The sequence below is a fragment of the Asticcacaulis sp. P4_H10 genome, from assembly GCF_056400965.1.
The window spans coordinates 400,504-416,886 of record NZ_JBFUKH010000003.1 but is presented as its reverse complement, the minus strand read 5'-3'; the positions used below and the strand labels follow the sequence as shown (position 1 = coordinate 416,886).

12 protein-coding genes and 1 pseudogene are annotated in these 16,383 nt (G+C 60.5%); 5 read left to right on the top strand and 8 right to left on the bottom strand.

Annotated features, from left to right (window positions below):
- Nucleotides 1–1,370: pseudogene (locus AC1DON_RS08205) on the bottom strand (alpha/beta hydrolase family protein); the annotation flags it as partial.
- 215 nt (nt 1,371–1,585) lie between these two features.
- Between AC1DON_RS08205 and AC1DON_RS08200 the strand changes: the two are divergent.
- Nucleotides 1,586–2,722: a serine hydrolase domain-containing protein gene (locus AC1DON_RS08200; protein ID WP_476934291.1), complete on the top strand. Its 1,137-nt coding sequence runs from the start codon at nt 1,586–1,588 to the stop codon at nt 2,720–2,722.
- Nucleotides 2,723–2,870: 148 nt separating this feature from the next.
- Here the strand turns inward: AC1DON_RS08200 and AC1DON_RS08195 are convergent, their stop codons facing one another.
- Complete coding sequence (locus AC1DON_RS08195; protein ID WP_476934290.1) at nt 2,871–3,440, bottom strand: DUF3833 domain-containing protein; 570 nt, start codon at nt 3,438–3,440, stop codon at nt 2,871–2,873.
- Nucleotides 3,441–3,616: 176 nt separating this feature from the next.
- On the bottom strand, nt 3,617–4,228 hold the full coding sequence (locus tag AC1DON_RS08190) for a LysE/ArgO family amino acid transporter (RefSeq protein WP_476934289.1): 612 nt from the start codon (nt 4,226–4,228) through the stop codon (nt 3,617–3,619).
- Between the two features lie 121 nt (nt 4,229–4,349).
- Between AC1DON_RS08190 and AC1DON_RS08185 the strand changes: the two genes are divergently transcribed.
- The 4 genes from AC1DON_RS08185 (at nt 4,350) to AC1DON_RS08170 (ending at nt 6,791) form a co-directional block, all read left to right on the top strand.
- Nucleotides 4,350–5,249 carry a LysR family transcriptional regulator ArgP gene (locus tag AC1DON_RS08185; protein ID WP_476934288.1) on the top strand — a complete coding sequence of 300 codons (900 nt, stop codon included), beginning with the start codon at nt 4,350–4,352 and terminating at the stop codon, nt 5,247–5,249.
- Nucleotides 5,250–5,319: 70 nt separating this feature from the next.
- Nucleotides 5,320–5,481: a hypothetical protein gene (locus AC1DON_RS08180; RefSeq protein ID WP_476934287.1), complete on the top strand. Its 162-nt coding sequence runs from the start codon at nt 5,320–5,322 to the stop codon at nt 5,479–5,481.
- Nucleotides 5,482–5,648: 167 nt separating this feature from the next.
- Nucleotides 5,649–6,134 (top strand): DUF3291 domain-containing protein, encoded by a 486-nt coding sequence (locus AC1DON_RS08175; RefSeq protein ID WP_476934286.1) that lies wholly within the window; start codon nt 5,649–5,651, stop codon nt 6,132–6,134.
- 6 nt (nt 6,135–6,140) lie between these two features.
- Nucleotides 6,141–6,791: a hypothetical protein gene (locus tag AC1DON_RS08170; RefSeq protein WP_476934285.1), complete on the top strand. Its 651-nt coding sequence runs from the start codon at nt 6,141–6,143 to the stop codon at nt 6,789–6,791.
- A gap of 54 nt (nt 6,792–6,845) precedes the next feature.
- Here the strand turns inward: AC1DON_RS08170 and AC1DON_RS08165 are convergent, their stop codons facing one another.
- The 5 genes from AC1DON_RS08165 to AC1DON_RS08145 all read right to left on the bottom strand — a co-directional run bounded on the left by AC1DON_RS08165 (nt 6,846) and on the right by AC1DON_RS08145 (nt 16,237).
- Entirely contained in the window at nt 6,846–8,663 is a 1,818-nt protein-coding gene (locus AC1DON_RS08165) for a calcium-binding protein (RefSeq protein WP_476934284.1), read from the bottom strand.
- A 150-nt stretch (nt 8,664–8,813) separates the two neighbouring features.
- On the bottom strand, nt 8,814–10,400 hold the full coding sequence (locus tag AC1DON_RS08160) for a hypothetical protein (RefSeq protein WP_476934283.1): 1,587 nt from the start codon (nt 10,398–10,400) through the stop codon (nt 8,814–8,816).
- Between the two features lie 98 nt (nt 10,401–10,498).
- Nucleotides 10,499–11,407, bottom strand: coding sequence for an HNH endonuclease family protein (locus AC1DON_RS08155; protein WP_476934282.1), 909 nt, complete (start codon nt 11,405–11,407; stop codon nt 10,499–10,501).
- Entirely contained in the window at nt 11,404–13,599 is a 2,196-nt protein-coding gene (locus AC1DON_RS08150; RefSeq protein ID WP_476934281.1) for an AAA family ATPase, read from the bottom strand. Before AC1DON_RS08150 ends, AC1DON_RS08155 begins: the two co-directional genes overlap by 4 nt.
- 244 nt (nt 13,600–13,843) lie before the next feature.
- Nucleotides 13,844–16,237, bottom strand: a complete 2,394-nt coding sequence (locus AC1DON_RS08145) for a hypothetical protein (RefSeq protein ID WP_476934280.1) — start codon at nt 16,235–16,237, stop codon at nt 13,844–13,846.
- Nucleotides 16,238–16,383 lie beyond the last annotated feature (146 nt).

The window sequence follows — 16,383 nt, the reverse complement described above, 5'->3', positions numbered from 1 at the left end:
TAGTGCCACGAGCCGGCATCGTCGCCGCCTTGCGTGAACAGGATCATCTGATCCATGTCCTTTGAGAGCGCGGCGACCCGGACGGTCTTGTCGGGCGTCATCTCGAGCGCCAGCTTGTAATATTCGGCCAGGTCCGGATCGAAGAAGGTGTAGGTCTTGACTTCGCCGTCGTGCTCGAAGCCGGCCAGCACGCCGGTCTGCGGGTGGAAGATCGGCCGGTCGCGGGTGGCGTCGCGCTTGTCCAGCGCCTCGGACAGCTTTCCGTCGGCTGAGAGTTCGTAATAGTGGAAGCTGCGCGCACCATTCGGGGCATCGACCGCATCGAGGATCAGCAGCGACTGGCCATCGCGTCCCAGACCCGCCAGGGCCGGCACGAAGGTGTTCTTGGCCAGACGCTTGATCTTGCGTTTCAGGATCGGCGTCCATTTGCCGCCCTTGAAGGTCTCGATGGCAAAGGTCGTGTCGAAATAGCTATAGGTCGCCCGCACCACGGGCTTGCCGGCGTCATCCAGCATCCAGTCATCAACATAGCTGCCGGTGCGGTCGATATCACCGCCGCGATCATCGACGATACGGCCACGGCCGGTATCGGGGTCGACGCGCCACAGATAGACGCGTTGCGCCACCTGGCCGCCGATGGACTTGTCGCGCAGTTCCAGAAAGGCGCCCGTCAGCTGCGCCTTGCCGTCGATCGTCACCAGCTTGGGCAAACCCAGCGCCATGTGATTGTAGTCGCCGGTCAACCGGCTGCCGAGCGTTATGTTATTGCGCGTTTTCAGGTTGACGATCGTCGCGGCGTCGTGAGACCGCACACCGTAACTGGCGCACGGCGGAGGGTTGAGATAGTTCCCCAGAATGAGCGCTGTCATGCGGTCCTCGGAACTCATCGGGTCCGATGACGATGCGGGGCCCGAACCAAAACCGCCCGATGTCTTCGCCCCGAGCATGTCCGATACCGCCTGGGCCGTCTTGACCGTATGAACCAGGCCTGAAGGACACGTGCCGCGCGGAGCCGTCTGCGTATCCGACAGCACAACATGATCGTTGTCGAGCCAGCTGATGGCCGAAAGCGTGCCGTCGCCCAGCTTGATAACCTGGCTGGTGCCATCCGCCACGACGAAGGTCGTGAGGAGATGCATGCCGCCCTTGTGCGTCACAAAGGCAAAACGGCTGCCATCCGGGGACAGGGCAATCTGTTCGATGCGCGGCGGAGCGACGAACAGGTCAAGCGGCGGCGGCGCGATCTCGGGCGCCGGCTTGGGCCGAATCGTCCCCCGCACGATGACGGCGTCACCGTCCTGCGCCTGCGCCGAAGCCCCCAATCCGGCAAGCAAAAAAAAGCCGGCAAGTACCGTCCTTAACCTGGTCATTCATCCCCTCCACAATTCTAATTGTTATGGCAGATAACCATACTATTTAACCGTCGGCAACCGACAGTGGTCAGCTCTGTCGCGCCTGTTGCGCAACACACCTCCGCTCCGGGACCGAGGTTCCATTTCCCCGTTATGGCGCAATCACGCATGTACGAAATCCTTCGTTGATTTTGTACGAAAGATTTCGTATGTCTCTTCCGGGAGGACGAAATATGACACAAAAGATCGCAATCCTTGTCGGGTTCATGGTTGCGACGGTCGCGTCGCACGCCGCTGCCAACCCCGTTTGCCGATGGGAAGGCGACATGCCGGCACCTGCTGCCATGGCACAGCAGGAACGCGTCGAAACCTATCTGGCGGACCGCGCCGTGACCGATCTGGTGGTGACGATCGTAGATGGCGACCGCACAGCCTACCTGGTCTGCGCCGCCAGCGGCCCGCCAAGGGTCACGACGCAGACACGGTTCGAGGTCGGCTCGCTGGGCAAGATCTTCACGGATCTTTTGCTGGCCCAGGCGGTCGTCGACAAGCGCGCCGGCCTGGACGACGATGTCCGGAAATTCCTGCCCGAGGGTTACGATGGCCTGGCGCTCAAAGGCAAGCCGGTCACGCTTCGCCACCTCGCCAACATGACCTCCGCGCTTCCCGATGACCTGCCGGCGCGCACGCGGCCTGCCGTGACCGCGGAGGAGATATGGCAACGCTACGCCGTCCTTGAGGCCTATAACCGCGACGCCTTCTTCCGCGACCTGAAGACGAGCCAGGTCAGCGGCGAACCGGGGCAGAACCCGTCGCATTCCAACGTCGCCAGTATTCTGCTGGGCTATGTCCTTGAGGACATCTACCGCACGCCTTACCGCGACCTGGTGACCAAGATGGTCGAAGCGCCCGCAGGCATGACCAACAGCGCGCAGGGCGAAGCGGACAGCGTGAATGTGCACGGTGAGGTCATGCCACGCCTGCCGAAGCTCGAATACGCCGTCGCCGCGGGCGGGTTGTCCTACACGCCCAGGGACCTGGCCCGCTTCATGCGCTACGTGATATCAAGCCCCTCGCCTGCCGTGGAGCTGAGCCTGCAACCGACCTGGCGGACGCTTGACGGTAACGCCGCCGTCACGCTCGGCTGGATCTGGCGGCGCCAGGGCGCTGCGGGTCCGCACTTCCAGACGTCGGGCGGAACCTATGCCTTCGCAAGCTATACCGATATCTACAAGGCGTGCGGCATTGGCCTGTCCTTCGTGCAGAATGGTACTGACGACAACAGCCATACTCAATTACCCCTGCTGGCCGACGGCTTTGCCGCAGCATGGGCCACACAGGGCGGCAAGGCGTGTGAAATCAGCAGGTAACCGGCCTGGGGAGGCTGCGCGGCCGGCGGCAAAGCGCCGGGTTTCCCCTACCGAGCTATGCGGCGAAACGAAGTTCGGCGCGGCCAAAAAGCGTGAGCGGTTTTCGCAAGAACACAGCGATGAAGCTTCCGGTTAAAATAAATCCCCTTTAGCGGTCCGCCAACCCGTCAGCGACCGGCGCCGGATGGCCGGGCTTGATGAAGGTCAGGGTGACCCGGCCCAGCCTGACGCCAAACTTCGAGACGTCGGCCCGGTTGATCGCCACGCCATCCGAAACCAGATGCGACCAGTCGTCGAACCGGACGTCGAGCGTCTTGCCCTTATACGGCAGTTTTAGCAGATAACGCAGGCGCATGGCGTCGCCTTCGGTTTCCAGCGTGGCTTCGCCGTTCACGTCGCCCGCCGTGCCGCGATAGCGCCCCGCGCCCGTCCGGGTGAAGGTCCAGGTCCGTGACTGCCGCTCGCCGTCGCTCCATAAGAAGCGTTCGTCGAGCGTGAAGCCATTGGCGTCAGGCCTGCCTTGCGCCACCACGGTGAAGGTCCGCACCACCTTGCCGGAGCGGTCTTCGAAGACGCCATAGGCCCGCGTCTCGCCGGCAAAATAGTCTTCCAGCGTAAAAGCCGGTCCCGGGCGATGATTGGCGGCGATATCGACCGAGGCACAGCCGGCGACACAGACAGGCGCGATGGCCAGGCACAGGAAAAGCAGCGGCTTCATTGGGAACATCCTTTGTCATACTGCTCCCGATACGACGGCCGGCCGCAACTGGTTCAATACGCCTCAGCCACCGTCCCACGGGCGGGCATAGGCCTGGCGGACATGGACGGCCGAAGCCGCAAAGATGGCCGCCCACAGGTAACGCAGCGCTCTGATGATAAACATGCCGGATCTCCTCACAGGTTGAATACAAGCTTGGCCGCGATCGCCCACATCACCACACCGATGACGGCGTCCAGGATGCGCCACGCCAGCGGCCTGGCGAACACCGGCCGGAGCCAGACGGCGCCATAGCCCAGGGCAAAAAAGAACAGGAAGGACGCCGTGATAGCCCCTGCGGCAAAGGCCACCTTGTCGCCGGCGAATTGCGTGGAAATCGTGCCCATCAGGCCGACGACGTCGAGATAGACCTGGGGGTTGAGCCAGGTGAAGGCCAGGCACGCCAAAAGCGTCGGCATCAGCCCGGCCCTGGGCGCCGCGGCGTCGATGACCAGGCCGCTGTGGGAACGCGCCGCCGACCACAGGCTGCGCGCGCCGTAGGCGACCAGAAAGGCCGCCCCGCCGTAGCGCATCGCCGGATCGAGCCACGGCGCCACCGCGATCAGCCGCCCGAAACCCCAGACCCCCGCCGGGATCAGCACGGCGTCGGACACGGCGCAGACCAGGCAGACGGCAAAGACATGTTCGTTGCGCAGCCCCTGACGCAAGACAAAGGCGTTCTGCGCGCCGATGCAGACGATCAGGCTCAGGTCGAGCGACAGGCCGGCAAGAAAGGCGGAAAAGTCCAAGGCGCACTCCATCGGATGAAGCCGCTTCTCTTCGTGTGAGGCAGCAGCCACAACGGTGTAGCCTCGCCGCCTGATTTAGACTATTTAACTCTCCTCAATTCAATTTAGCCAAACTTAATCCATGATCGACTATCCTGCCGCCCGTGCCGTCGCCATGGTCGCCCAGACCGGCAGCTTCGAAAAGGCCGCCGAAGCCCTGCATGTCACGCCCTCGGCCGTCTCCCAGCGTATCAAGCACCTGGAGGAACGCCTCGGCATCGTGCTGATCGCGCGCGGCAATCCGTGCACCGCCACCGAACACGGCGAATGGCTGTGCCGCCACATGGAACACGTCGGCATGCTGGAGCAGGAGTTGGCCCGGCAACTGCCCGGCCTGCGCACCGGAGACGCGTCGCAGCGCGTGACGCTGAACATCGCGGTCAATTCCGACAGCCTGGCCACCTGGTTCGTCCCGGCCATGGCGGCCTTTGCCGGGACGTCGGACATCCTGCTCAATATCGCCATCGAGGACCAGGACCACACGCGCGACTGGCTGGAAAACGGCCGCGTCCTGGCCGCCGTCACATCTTATGCCAGGCCTGTGCGCGGCTGCCAGGTCACGCCGCTGGGGTCGATCCGCTACGCCACGACCGCCAGCCCGGCCTATATGGCGCGCCACTTTCCTGACGGCGTGACACCCGAAGCCCTGGCCCGCGCCCCTGCCCTGACCTTCAACCAGAAGGACACGATGGAGGCCGACTGGGCGCGCGGCGCCTTTGGCCGGGCCGTGACCTTTCCCACCCACTGGCTGCCGTCGACCCAGGCCTTTATCGACGCCTGCCTGGCCGGGCTCGGCTGGGGCCTGCATCCGGTGAAGATGATCGAGGACCACCTGGCGTCGGGCCGGCTGGTCGAGCTCAAGCCCGGCCACGGTCTGGACATGATGCTGTACTGGCAGATCAACCGGCTGGCGGCCCCGCGCCTGAGTGAGTTGACCCGCCAGGTGCGCGCGGCGGCACACGGCTACCTCACGGCGATTTGAGGTCTCAAAGCTTGCGCTTTTATCCGAATAGGGGAACTCTTGCCGCATGTAGAGTGCGCAGGAGGCGTGCATGCGTATCAGTTCTGTTAAAGAATTACCCGTCGAAGAGCGCGTCGAGGCCCCGACCAGAAAGCGCGCCCGGCCCTGGCGGCTGATCGGCCTTGTCCTGGCCTTCGGCGTATCGGCGGCCATATGGCTGGCCATCTTCTGGGCCGTCGGCTACTACGCCTGACCTTTTCGGGCGCCGGCAAACGGCTTTTGTGATCGGTCGCGCTCCGGACCACTCTGTCGAGGCCCATCCGTTCGTCACAAACGTAACTTTCCCTTGCATCAGGGCGCGAGCCCCTACATGTTGACGTCGGGACAACGCCGTTACGGCGTACACGGGAGAGGACGACCATGACCGGCTATCATCTGGCGGAACTGAATATCGCGCGCTTCAGGAGCCCGATCGCAGACCCGGTCAATGCGGATTTCATCGGCGCGCTCGACCGCGTCAATGCCCGCGCCGACGCAGCCGATGGCTTTGTCTGGCGGCTGACCGGCGAAGGCAATGACGCGCTGGCTGTCAGGGCTTTCGATGACCCGAACGTGGCGATCAACATGTCGGTGTGGCGCGATCTCAACGCCCTGGCGGCCTACACCTATCGCGATCCGGAGCATCTGGAGATCATGCGCCGCCGCAAGGAGTGGTTCGAACGCATGGAGCTGTATGTCGTGCTGTGGTGGGTGCCCGCGGGTCACACGCCGTCGGTCGCCGAGGCTATCGACCGCCTGGAACGCCTGCGCCAGTCCGGCCCGCACGCAGAGGCATTCACCTTCCGCACGCCCTTCCCGGCCCCCGGTTCAGGCGAGATCGAACCCGTGCTGGATACGTGTGCGTGAGGCAGTATGGACGCACAACTCATCTCAGCCGTTGACGGCCTTTACGCGGCATTCAAGCGCAAGCCGCCGCCGCGCATCGACGGCTGCCCGTGCTGCATCGACAAGCATGATATCGACGGCCTGATATCTACGCCCCTGCGCGCGGTGACCGAGCGCCAGTTATCGTCCTATGCGACCTCGCTGTTCCTGACGGTGGGCGGCCTCGGCGATTTCAAATATTTCCTGCCGCGCATCTTCGAAGTGTCCGCGACCGATTCCAGCTGGTGGCCCGATATCGAAATCGTCCTCGGCAAGCTTGCCCTGGCCGAATGGCGGATGTGGCCCGCGGATGAACAACGCGCCGTCCAGGCCTTCCTTGACGCCTGGTTCGAAGCGGTGGCGCGCACCGCCACGCCGCCCGACGACGGCACCTATTATTCAGGGTCGATCGACGAGCTGGTTTGCGGGCTGGGGCGCTCTGGCGTCGCCCTGGGCCCCTATCTGACGCGGCTGCTCGACTATCCTTTGGCACTGGCGGAGCTTTACCATTCCAATGCCGAGGCCCTGACAAATGACCGGCTTTCCGACGCGTTCTGGGAGGACGCCGATCCGGCCGCCATGGCTGAGGTCGTGGCCTTCCTGCGCTCCGACGCCGTCATGGACCTCCTGACCCGGTAGAGCGGCGTGGCGAAAGGCATCAGCGGTTTTGTCACGTCGCGACAAAGCAAAAGCCTAGACGAACACCAAGTCTTCGCGGCTAAGCGTTGCACCGTCAAGCTGTGCGAGATCGATAGCTGCGCCGGCTCCGTCACCGTCGCCATCCCACAAGAGATGCGCGGTGGCGGCATCCCAGACGAATTGCGCCACCGCCCCTACAGGCGCGTTTCCCGCCGTGAATTGCGCCGCCGTCAGTATATGCCCCGCCGCGAAACCATAGTCCGCGCCGCTGAAGACCAGCCGGTCGATGCTGTGCAGAAAGTCGGTGACAGTGTCCGTGCCATTCGAAGCCGCCGCAGCAAAGACGAAATCGTCCCGGCCCGTGCCGCCCGTCAGGCTGTCGCCACCGCCGCCACCTGCCACGGTGTCATTGCCGTTACCGCCACTAAGGATATTGGCGTTCGCATTGCCGTCGATGCGGTTGTTCAGTCCGTTGCCGGTGCCACTCACGGCGCTGCCCGTCAGCGTCAGGTTCTCGACCTCCGCCCACATGGCCCAGTCGATGCTGGACCAGACCGTATCGGCCCCCTCGCCGGCCAGCTCGATCACGCGGTCGCCGACGTGGTCCATATAATAGATGTCGTTGCCGGCGCCACCCGACATGCGGTCGTTCTCGGTGCCGCCATCCAGCACATCGTCGCCCGCCCCGCCGATGAGCGTATCCCAGCGCTGGCCGCCCAAAAGCGTATCATTGCCGTTGCCGCCATCCAGCACGTCGGAGTCGATGCCGCCATCGAGGCTGTCATTGCCGTCCATGCCGTAAAGCGTGTCGTGGCTGACCCCGCCCGACAGGGTATTGTTCCCGGCATTGCCGGTCATGGTGTTATGCAACCCGTTACCCGTTGACGACGTATCGCCTGTGCCGGTCAGCACGACCGCCTCGACATTGGCCGTCAGATTCCAGCTTATGGCCGCATAGACCGTATCCGAGCCTTCGTTGGCGGTGGCGCTTTCATTCACGCGATCACCAACATGATCGACATAATAGACGTCATCGCCAAGCCCGCCATACATCTGGTCGTTGTCCAGGCCGCCGTCCAGCGTATCATTGCCGTCGCCGCCCATAAGCGTGTCCCAGCGCGATCCTCCCAGCAGGCTGTCATTGCCAGCGCCGCCGTCAAGACTGTCCGCACCGGCTTCGCCCACCAGGATATCCATGCCGTCCTCACCTTCGATTGTATCGGCTCCGTCGTCGCCAAAGATGAGGTCATCGCCGATGAAGCCCAGCAGGTGGTTGTTCGCGACGCTGCCGGTGATGGTATCGTTTTCCCGGCTGCCGTAGACATTCTCGATGCTGAAAAGGACGTCGTGGCCCGATATGTAGCCGACCGCTGTCTGCGTGTTAAGATTGACCAACACGGCGCGCGAATCCCAGAATCGGGCGTAGTCCTGACCAGCGCCACCATCTATGGTGTCGTCGCCCTCGCCGCCAATGAGTATATCGTCGCCGTCATCACCCAGCAGCGTGTCGTTGGCTTGTTCGCCGTCCAGCGTATCGTTTCCGCCAGCACCGCTCAGTCTGTCGTCACCTGCCCATGCCCACAGTAAATTGGCGCCGCTGTCGCCCGTAAGCGTGTCGTCGCCCCAGCTGCCATCGACGTTTTCAATGCCGACCAGGGTGTCGATGCCGAAGCCCCACGCCATGCCCAGGGCGAGATCGACGCAGACCGAGCCCGTCGCGTCGTAGTCGGCGACGTCCACCCCCTCGCCGCCATCGATCAGGTCGTCGTCAAAACCACCATGGATATTGTCATCGCCGCCAAGCCCGTAGATCTGGTCGTTGCCGGTCGTGCCGACGAGCGTGTCATTATTGTTGGTGCCGTTGATTACCACTGGAGCCTCCCTGAATGAACGGAGGCCTGTCCCCCAAGGAGCAACATAACGTCGTTCCGGGCACCTCGCATTCACAATCCAGGCGATTTATATCCGGTTAATGCAATTTATAAGGGTTGTGGTATTTATGCCAGAAACGCCGGAGGCCACCTAAACAACACCGAACATCTTCAGCAATGTCGTCAGCATGGCGAGGAGGAAGCCGACGACCGTCAGCGAACCCTTGTGCTTTTCGCCCAGCGTGTTGAGGCTGAGGATAAAGCCGGTCAGCGTGGCCAGGGCCGGGACGTAGTCGTTCGGGTCGGCGGACTTCACCTTGCCGGCCATATGCCCCAGGAACAGGGCGCTGCCGTCGGTCAGTTCTTCCACCGCCTGGGTGTCGTTCAGTATGGCTGACAGCTCGCCGCTGACCTCGGCGCGTGCGCCCGGATCGTCCGGTCCCGGCATCTCCGGCGGGGGTTCGTCCGGCTTCGGCGGCGCCAGATGCGAGCGCAGCACGCGGTGGCGGCCCACCAGCTTGACGACAAAACCGGCCGCATGGTCGGACCAGCCGTCATCGACCCTGGGGGTGATAAGCGCGATAACGTCAATTAGATCGTCGGCCAGCAGCCAGATGATCTCGGCCTCATTGATGACCTTGGCGTAGTTGCTGAACAGGTCGATCGTGGCGCGCGGCACCTGCGCCTGTCTGCAATCGTCGGCAACGATGTGGCTCAACTGCTTGAGGGCGGCCAGATTGGCCTTGTACTCTTCTTCGCTGCCGATAAGCCTGGGGCTTGCAGGACCGGGCCTGAGGCTCAGCTTTCCCTGGACGACATCGGCGTTGACCTGGCTGCGGGTGGCGAGCTGTTCGATGACCTGGTAGTCGGAGAAGCTATCAGTCTGTTGATCGGATACAGTCTCTTTCGCTTCACCTTCGAGCACGGTTGCTAATTTCTCCAATTCACGTCTAATAATCCTCGTAATAAGCACGAGGGCATCTCTTATGGAGACAGGCTCACCAAACTCCAAAATCGGTCCATGCCCAAGAAAGCTTTCTGGAAGTATCAATCGTTTATAAAGTTGTGCCTTCTCGCTTTCCTCGCTAAGAAATTTCGCTTCCGATTCAGTATTTCTTAAAATACTTACATAGTCATCAGCACTTAAAGATTCAATTTCTATATAAAATCCGAAATAACGCTCAAGATAAGAAAAATCAGCCTTGTAATTTCCTACATATTTAATTTGTGATTCATGAACAACTGCCTTTTTTATCTGCCCATAAACTACCCTAACTGCATTTACACAAGATACATCCGCGAACAGACTATAATCGCTTCCAGCATAATTTTCATAGTCTCCAGCATAATTCTCATCCAACAGATTGAGCAAAAGCTCAGATATTTGGGAGAGTGCGCCAACGACCCGCCCCATTCTAACCGCGGGAAATCGAGCATTAAGCCATTGGGTCAGCTCAACGTTCACAGTGGGATTCATGTTGGGCAGTCCATCCAGCGCCCTCCAGAGATCATCCAAGGTATGCGCGACATTCAACCCTGTGACCTTCCAGGTCAGATCATCTGTCGCCGTAGCTTCCAACGAAACCGTGCGAAACTGTTGAATGGTGCTTTTCAAGGCATGAAGACGGCTCGCTACAGGTGCCGGAAACGCTGTGGTCGAGGCAAGCAGGGGCTTCAGAGCCGCGTTAACTCGTGCTTCAATCTCCTGCGCCAGCGTCTCGCGTAATCGACGTACCAATCTTCCCTCCCGCGACATCCTTGATGCAATCCATTGGGTAAACCGCCGGTTGTCGCTTAGGCAAGCAGGAAATTTCCAACCTTACCGCCCCCGCCGCATCAAGCATCCGGCTTCGGGTGATTGACGCGCAGCCACTCCGTCAGTTCGTCTTGCATTGACCTCATGAAGTCGGTCGCCATACCCGAAAACGCTTTCTCGGGATCGCAATGCGCAAGCATCATCCTGGTACCGGTCTCAACCACCTTTCGGGTCATATCCTCCTGCCCGAGCGGGCGAACGGCCTGCAGCAGCGCGAACAGCTCATATTTCATCGTCTTCAAAATCTGCAGCGTCTTCGTGCGTTCCTCGACCAGGTCAACGCGGTTCAGTCCCATGCAGCGGATCGTCGCCTCGCCGTGCGGGCTGGGCGTGCCCTGCCATGATGCCGCGCAGATGATGCTGAAGTCGCTGGCGTGCCGCCAGGCGATATATTGCGCCGGATCGGAGCGGCACGGATCGATCAGATGCGGGTATTCGGCATCATGATCGTCCTGATGCGGCGCAAGACGCGCCGCCGCACCGATGGGAAAATGCGTCGCCTTGCCGCTCAGTTGCACCGGGCGCGTCAGCCGCATCGCCTTGACTTCCTGCTCCGTCATGTCAGGCGTAACGACATGCTGCCTGAGCGCCCGGTTGCAGGCCTCGCTACTTGGCAGCAGATTGGTCCAGGTGAAGGCCAGCCACCAGTATTGCGGCCCGTCATGGTCATTGACGCCACCCTTGGGCCGGTAATGCTCGACGTCAAAATCGCCCTTATGGACGTTTCCCTCACAATAGGCGCACTTGCCGTGGAACATGGTGCGCAAGGCCTCGACGACATCGGGCTCCTTGTACGCGGTAAAGCCGGGATAGGCGCTGTCGCCGGTCTTCCAGCTCAGATAATATTCCCCGGCCTTGGCAAGCTGATCCTGCGCCGCCGGCGCGCTTAAGGACGCAGGCGCCGGCCAGCTACGCTCCCTCCTGATCATCCGGCGGGCCTTTCCGGGCGCTGAGGCAGGCGCTCATTGAGTACATCCAGCACGGCCTGGACCGCCGTGGCGCTGGCGTCGGTCCTGAGCGTCCCGCCGTCCTCGCGCGACTGGATGAACTGGGTCAGGGCCTTTTGCATCACCTGTTCCTCGGCGCTGTTGCCCAGGGCCAGTTGCGATACGGCGCGTGTGACTTCGGGGTCGAGCGGCCGGCCCGCCGCCACGCCGTCGGCATAACGCGCCATGGCCAGCTCGGTTTCCGGATCGACCGTGCTCGACAGGCCGAAATAGTCCGAGGTCAGGATCTGCTCGGCGCGCATACCCTTGATATCGGGCAGGTTTTCGAGCGCGACGACGCGGCCTTCGGCGTCCTTCTGCAGGACGACGACCTCGCCGTTTTCCATGCCTCGCAGGCAGAGCGGATCATGGGTGGTGACGATGAACTGGACGCGCGGGAGGGCCCGGCGCAGGGCGCGCATGACCTGCATCTTCCAGCGCGGATGCAGGTGGGTCTCGATCTCATCGATGATGACGATGGCGTGGGCTTCTTCAAGATCGCGGTATCTAGTCAAGAGTTCGCGAAAGATGTCAGTGGCCAAGGTGAACATAGCTTTGTAGCCGTCGCTCATTCGGTTGAGCGGAATAACCTCACCTTCAACCAGCACGCAAATTTGGTGGCCTTTCCGGACGACGTCATCATTGTCGTTCAGAAGCATGATCTCTCGCATAGCACGGACAACAGCATCGAACTTTGGCCCATCGAGACTATTGAGCCAAATTCCAGGATCAGGAATAACTGCGATGGGATTAAATAAGCTCCTGACACGTACCCATGCATTATCTGCTCGCAATGATTTCTTTGGATAAAAAAAGCGCCGAGGTCCGTATCCAATAACTAACGGCTGATTATCTATAAAGCCTACAACCTCTTTAGTCGCCGATTCTATTTCAAATTCAGCAGCACCACGTCCGAAACGATATTTAATTATAATTTCTGCGTCTCTCAACGCATAATCATCTTTGCCAAATCCGTTGTGATTTCTTAGAAATTCATCATATTTCAATTTTAATTTTTTAGCTTCACTATGCCCAATTAGAGCCAGCGCTATAGCCTGAAGAATGCTTGATTTTCCACATGCATTCTCCCCAAGCAACATTAAGCATGGCGCACCTCTACTACTTTCCATTCTAGAATTAATTTTAATTTTTACATCTTCAATACCTTTAAAATTAGACAGAAATATTTCAGAAATATCTACTATTGAAACCATCTTGTTGCTATTATCAGCCTCGACACCGTCTTCGTGAAAATTAGGTATTGAGACATCGGCGGAATTTTCTCCGTGATCTAAATCGTCAGCTTTTACTAACCATTTTAGAGAAATTAAAAAATCGCCTCTCTCGCGATTCTGGTAATAGTCCTCGATTTTTTTAGGTAACTTTCTTAAAATCCTAGATGTATCTACAGTCCTAAGGCGAGCAACTATTCGCATCAGCCAAATTAGACGAACACCCGCAAATGGTTTTCGTGGATTACATATCTCAACGAGCGACTGTCCTTCTTTTCGAGTCCATTGGCCTAACTGCTCTTGGAAACGTCTAAAATCCTGTCTGCGCTCATTGACAAGTGAATCGCGATTTAGGTTGAGCAGGCTTACGGTCAACTTTCCCTTACCAGTTAAGGGTTTACACCATCCATTTGTTAAAAATAGAAAATCTTGCTCGGGTCGACTAAGAATTGGATTAATTAATAACATCCGCTCTAGGCTGTTAGCTTGATCTATTTGTGCCATATACGGTGCTCGTTGACCGGCGATAGGAAACCTGTTGTTTTTATAGTGAACACAGGCTGCACAAACAGAAAGTAAATTATCCCATTCATAGGCTAGCCAATTATAATAACTTATAGTTGACTGTGACTCATAATTCTCAGCTACAACATTGATCGGCCTGAAATGATCAACGAGGAGCTCATGCCCCGCCGACTCACAAAAGGCACACTTCATGTGTGATCTCTTTGCTACTAAATTTGTCAGGTCAGGAGAGAAAAAGAAATCTTCATCAATTGGCACACGTCTGTGTCGACGATAGCCTTCCGGCTGTCGCAGAAATTCTAGTAATTCATCTCTTAAAGCTTGGATTTTGCTTCCAGACATAAAATCCGGTTCGGGCATTCGTTCGAGTCGGATCATTTAGGCTCCCCAGCTTCCAACCGATTGCAAGCTGGCACATCACCGCCGCGCCCGCAAGAGTTGAGTCCTGCGCCCTCCCCGATCGGTCGCTGGTCCCGCTTTTCCCTGCGTCGCGTCGCGGCGAGCCTCCCTCCTCCCTACGCAGTGGGGAGGTGGCATCGTGCGTAAGCGACGATGACGGAGGGGTACCCCTCCACCCCTTCGGGGTCCCCCTCCCCATGGAATGGGGAGGAGAAAGATTGACCTACACGAACACGATGTCCTCGGCGGTCAGGCTGCCCTGGATCCGCACCACCGTCGTCCAGACACCCGCGCCCGTGCCGTCGGCGTCCCACAGAAGCTCATTGCCCGCGTCGTTCCACACGAACTGGCCGTTGGTGCCCGACACGCTGTAGCCCGGCCGGAACTCCGCCGCCGTTAGCACATGCCCGCCCGCGAAACCGAACTCCGCAGCGTTGAGCACCAGCCGGTCGAGACCCGTCTCGAAGTCGGTGATCGTGTCCGAGCCATTGACCGGACGGCCAATGACAAAGTCGTCCGCGCCCGCCCCACCCGTCAGGCGGTCCAGCGTATTGGCTTCACCGCCGCCGTAGAGCGTGTCGTTGCCGCCACCGCCATAGAGGCTGTCGCTACCTCCCAGGCCATCCAGCACGTTGTTGCCTTCGGTCCCGTTCAGGCTGTTGGCCAAGGCATTGCCGGTACCGTTCAAATTGCCGCCGACCAGGTTCAGCACCTCGACATTGTCGGTCAGCACATAGCTGATCGATGCCTTGACTGAGTCCTTGCCCGCGTTAAGCCCTTCGCTGACGACGTCGCCCGCGTTGTCGACGACGTAGGTGTCGTTGCCTGTCCCGCCGGTCAGAGCGTCGGCGCCTGTGCCGCCTTCGAGGATGTCGTCGCCGCCGCCGCCGTCCAGCACGTCGTCGCCCGTCCCGCCGTTCAGCATGTCATTATCGGCGCCGCCGTAAAGCGTATCCTTGCCGTCGGCGCCCAGCAGGCTGTCGCCCTCGCTGCCGCCGCTCAAGGAGTCGTCGCCGTCGCCGCCGTCGATCTTGTCGTAGCCGGCCTCACCCGACATCGTGTCGTTGCCGCCTTCGCCGGTAAAGGTGTTGTTGCCCGCAGTACCGGTGAACAGGTTGTCGCTGCCATTGCCCCACAGCGACAGGTCGCCGCCTGCCGTGAAGATCACCCGTTCGACGCCGCCTTCAAGCCGCCAGCTGGTGCCGATATAAACGGTGTCGGTACCGCTGCCGGTTTCGAAGATCTTGTCGCCGGATTCGAAGTAATAGGTGTCGTCGCCCGCTCCGCCGTACAACGAGTCCGCGCCCCCGCCGCCGATGAGCGTGTCATTGCCGTCGCCACCCTTGAGAACGTCGTCGCCATCAAGGCCGTTGATCGTGTCATTACCGCCCAGCCCGTCGATCGTGTCCTTGCCCTCGGTGCCGGTGAAGCTGTCGTCGCCGGCCGATGGCAGGTTAGAGGCGCGGAAGATACGGGCGTCGATCGTCTGGTAGCTGGCGTTTGCCCAGGCAACCACAAAGCTGCCGTCGCTGAGCACCGTGACGACCGGCGTAAACTGGTTGTTGGCTTCGACCTGGTTGACCAGGAATTCTGCGCCCGCCTTGGCGCCCGTGGCGTCGAAGCGTTGGGCCTTGATGTCGGCGCCGGTGAAGCCGTCAGTCTTGCTGTCGTCCGTCCAGACGACAACGAAGCCGCCGTCCTTGAGCGCGGCGACGGTCGCCTGGTCCTGGTCGTAGAGCGTCTCGGTATTGATCCGGAATTCGCTGCCAAGCGTCGCGCCGGCCGCCGTGAAGAGCTGGCCCCGAACGGCGCTGCCGCTGCCGTCCCCGCCGCCATCGCGCCAGGTGACGACGAAATTGCCGTTCGACAGGACGGTGATGGCCGGGTCGGTCTGGCTGCCGGCAACAGTGCTGTTGACGGGCATTTCCCCGCCGATCTTGACGCCCGCCGCGGTGAAGAGCTGGGCGCGGATGCTGGCACCCGATCCATCGCTGGCCGGGTTGGCGTCACTCCAGGCCGCGACGAAGACGCCTCCGGCCAGGGTGGCTATGACGACCTCGGACTGGACGTCGCTGGTTTGCGTGTTGAGGCGGACGGCCGGGCCGGTTTGCATGCCGTTGGCGTTGAAGGTGCGGAAAAAGACGCCGCCATCGCTGTCGCCCGTACCGGAATTGCGGCCAGACCAGGCGACGATGAAGCCGCCACCATCCATAGCGGTGACCGACGGATTGCCCGCGGCGATGGCGGCCGTGGCGAAAAAGCCGGTGCCCACCGGAGCGCCCGCGGCGTCATAGACCTGGCCATGGATTTCAAACAGGTCGTCGTATATCCAGGTGACGACGAAGCCGCCATTGCTCAGGCGGGTGACTTCGGGCGTCGCCTGATTGCCGGAGGTCACGCCGTTGACGCGGAAGGATGCGCCGATTTCGGCGCCCGAGGCGTCGAACATCTGCGCTATGATGGCCGAGCCGCTGGTGTCGCCGAAATCGCCGCTGGTGTCGACCCAGGTAACGACAAAGCCACCATTGCCGAAGCCTTCGATGGCCAACGCGGTCTGCGGGCCGCTGGGCCAGCCCGGGACAATGAACTCACCCTCTGCATTATATTCAAGTGCCATGTGATCCCCCTCCGGGATGTGAAGTGTATTAGATAAAACGCTGTTGTTACAAGGCGATGGGAAAACGAGTTAATTTTCTTCGCAGGACCTTGCACGAACAGCCGAAAGAAGCCCCTCCACCGCATCGCCTTCGCTTTGCTCAGTTG

Coding starts and splice junctions, on each gene's coding strand:
- AC1DON_RS08155 (WP_476934282.1), bottom strand. CDS start 11,407: ATGATCAGGAGGGAGCGTAGCTGGCCGGCGCCTGCGTCCTTAAGCGCG.
- AC1DON_RS08175 (WP_476934286.1), top strand. CDS start 5,649: ATGACCGGCTATCATCTGGCGGAACTGAATATCGCGCGCTTCAGGAGC.
- AC1DON_RS08200 (WP_476934291.1), top strand. CDS start 1,586: ATGACACAAAAGATCGCAATCCTTGTCGGGTTCATGGTTGCGACGGTC.
- AC1DON_RS08195 (WP_476934290.1), bottom strand. CDS start 3,440: ATGAAGCCGCTGCTTTTCCTGTGCCTGGCCATCGCGCCTGTCTGTGTC.
- AC1DON_RS08150 (WP_476934281.1), bottom strand. CDS start 13,599: ATGATCCGACTCGAACGAATGCCCGAACCGGATTTTATGTCTGGAAGC.
- AC1DON_RS08170 (WP_476934285.1), top strand. CDS start 6,141: ATGGACGCACAACTCATCTCAGCCGTTGACGGCCTTTACGCGGCATTC.
- AC1DON_RS08145 (WP_476934280.1), bottom strand. CDS start 16,237: ATGGCACTTGAATATAATGCAGAGGGTGAGTTCATTGTCCCGGGCTGG.
- AC1DON_RS08180 (WP_476934287.1), top strand. CDS start 5,320: ATGCGTATCAGTTCTGTTAAAGAATTACCCGTCGAAGAGCGCGTCGAG.
- AC1DON_RS08185 (WP_476934288.1), top strand. CDS start 4,350: ATGATCGACTATCCTGCCGCCCGTGCCGTCGCCATGGTCGCCCAGACC.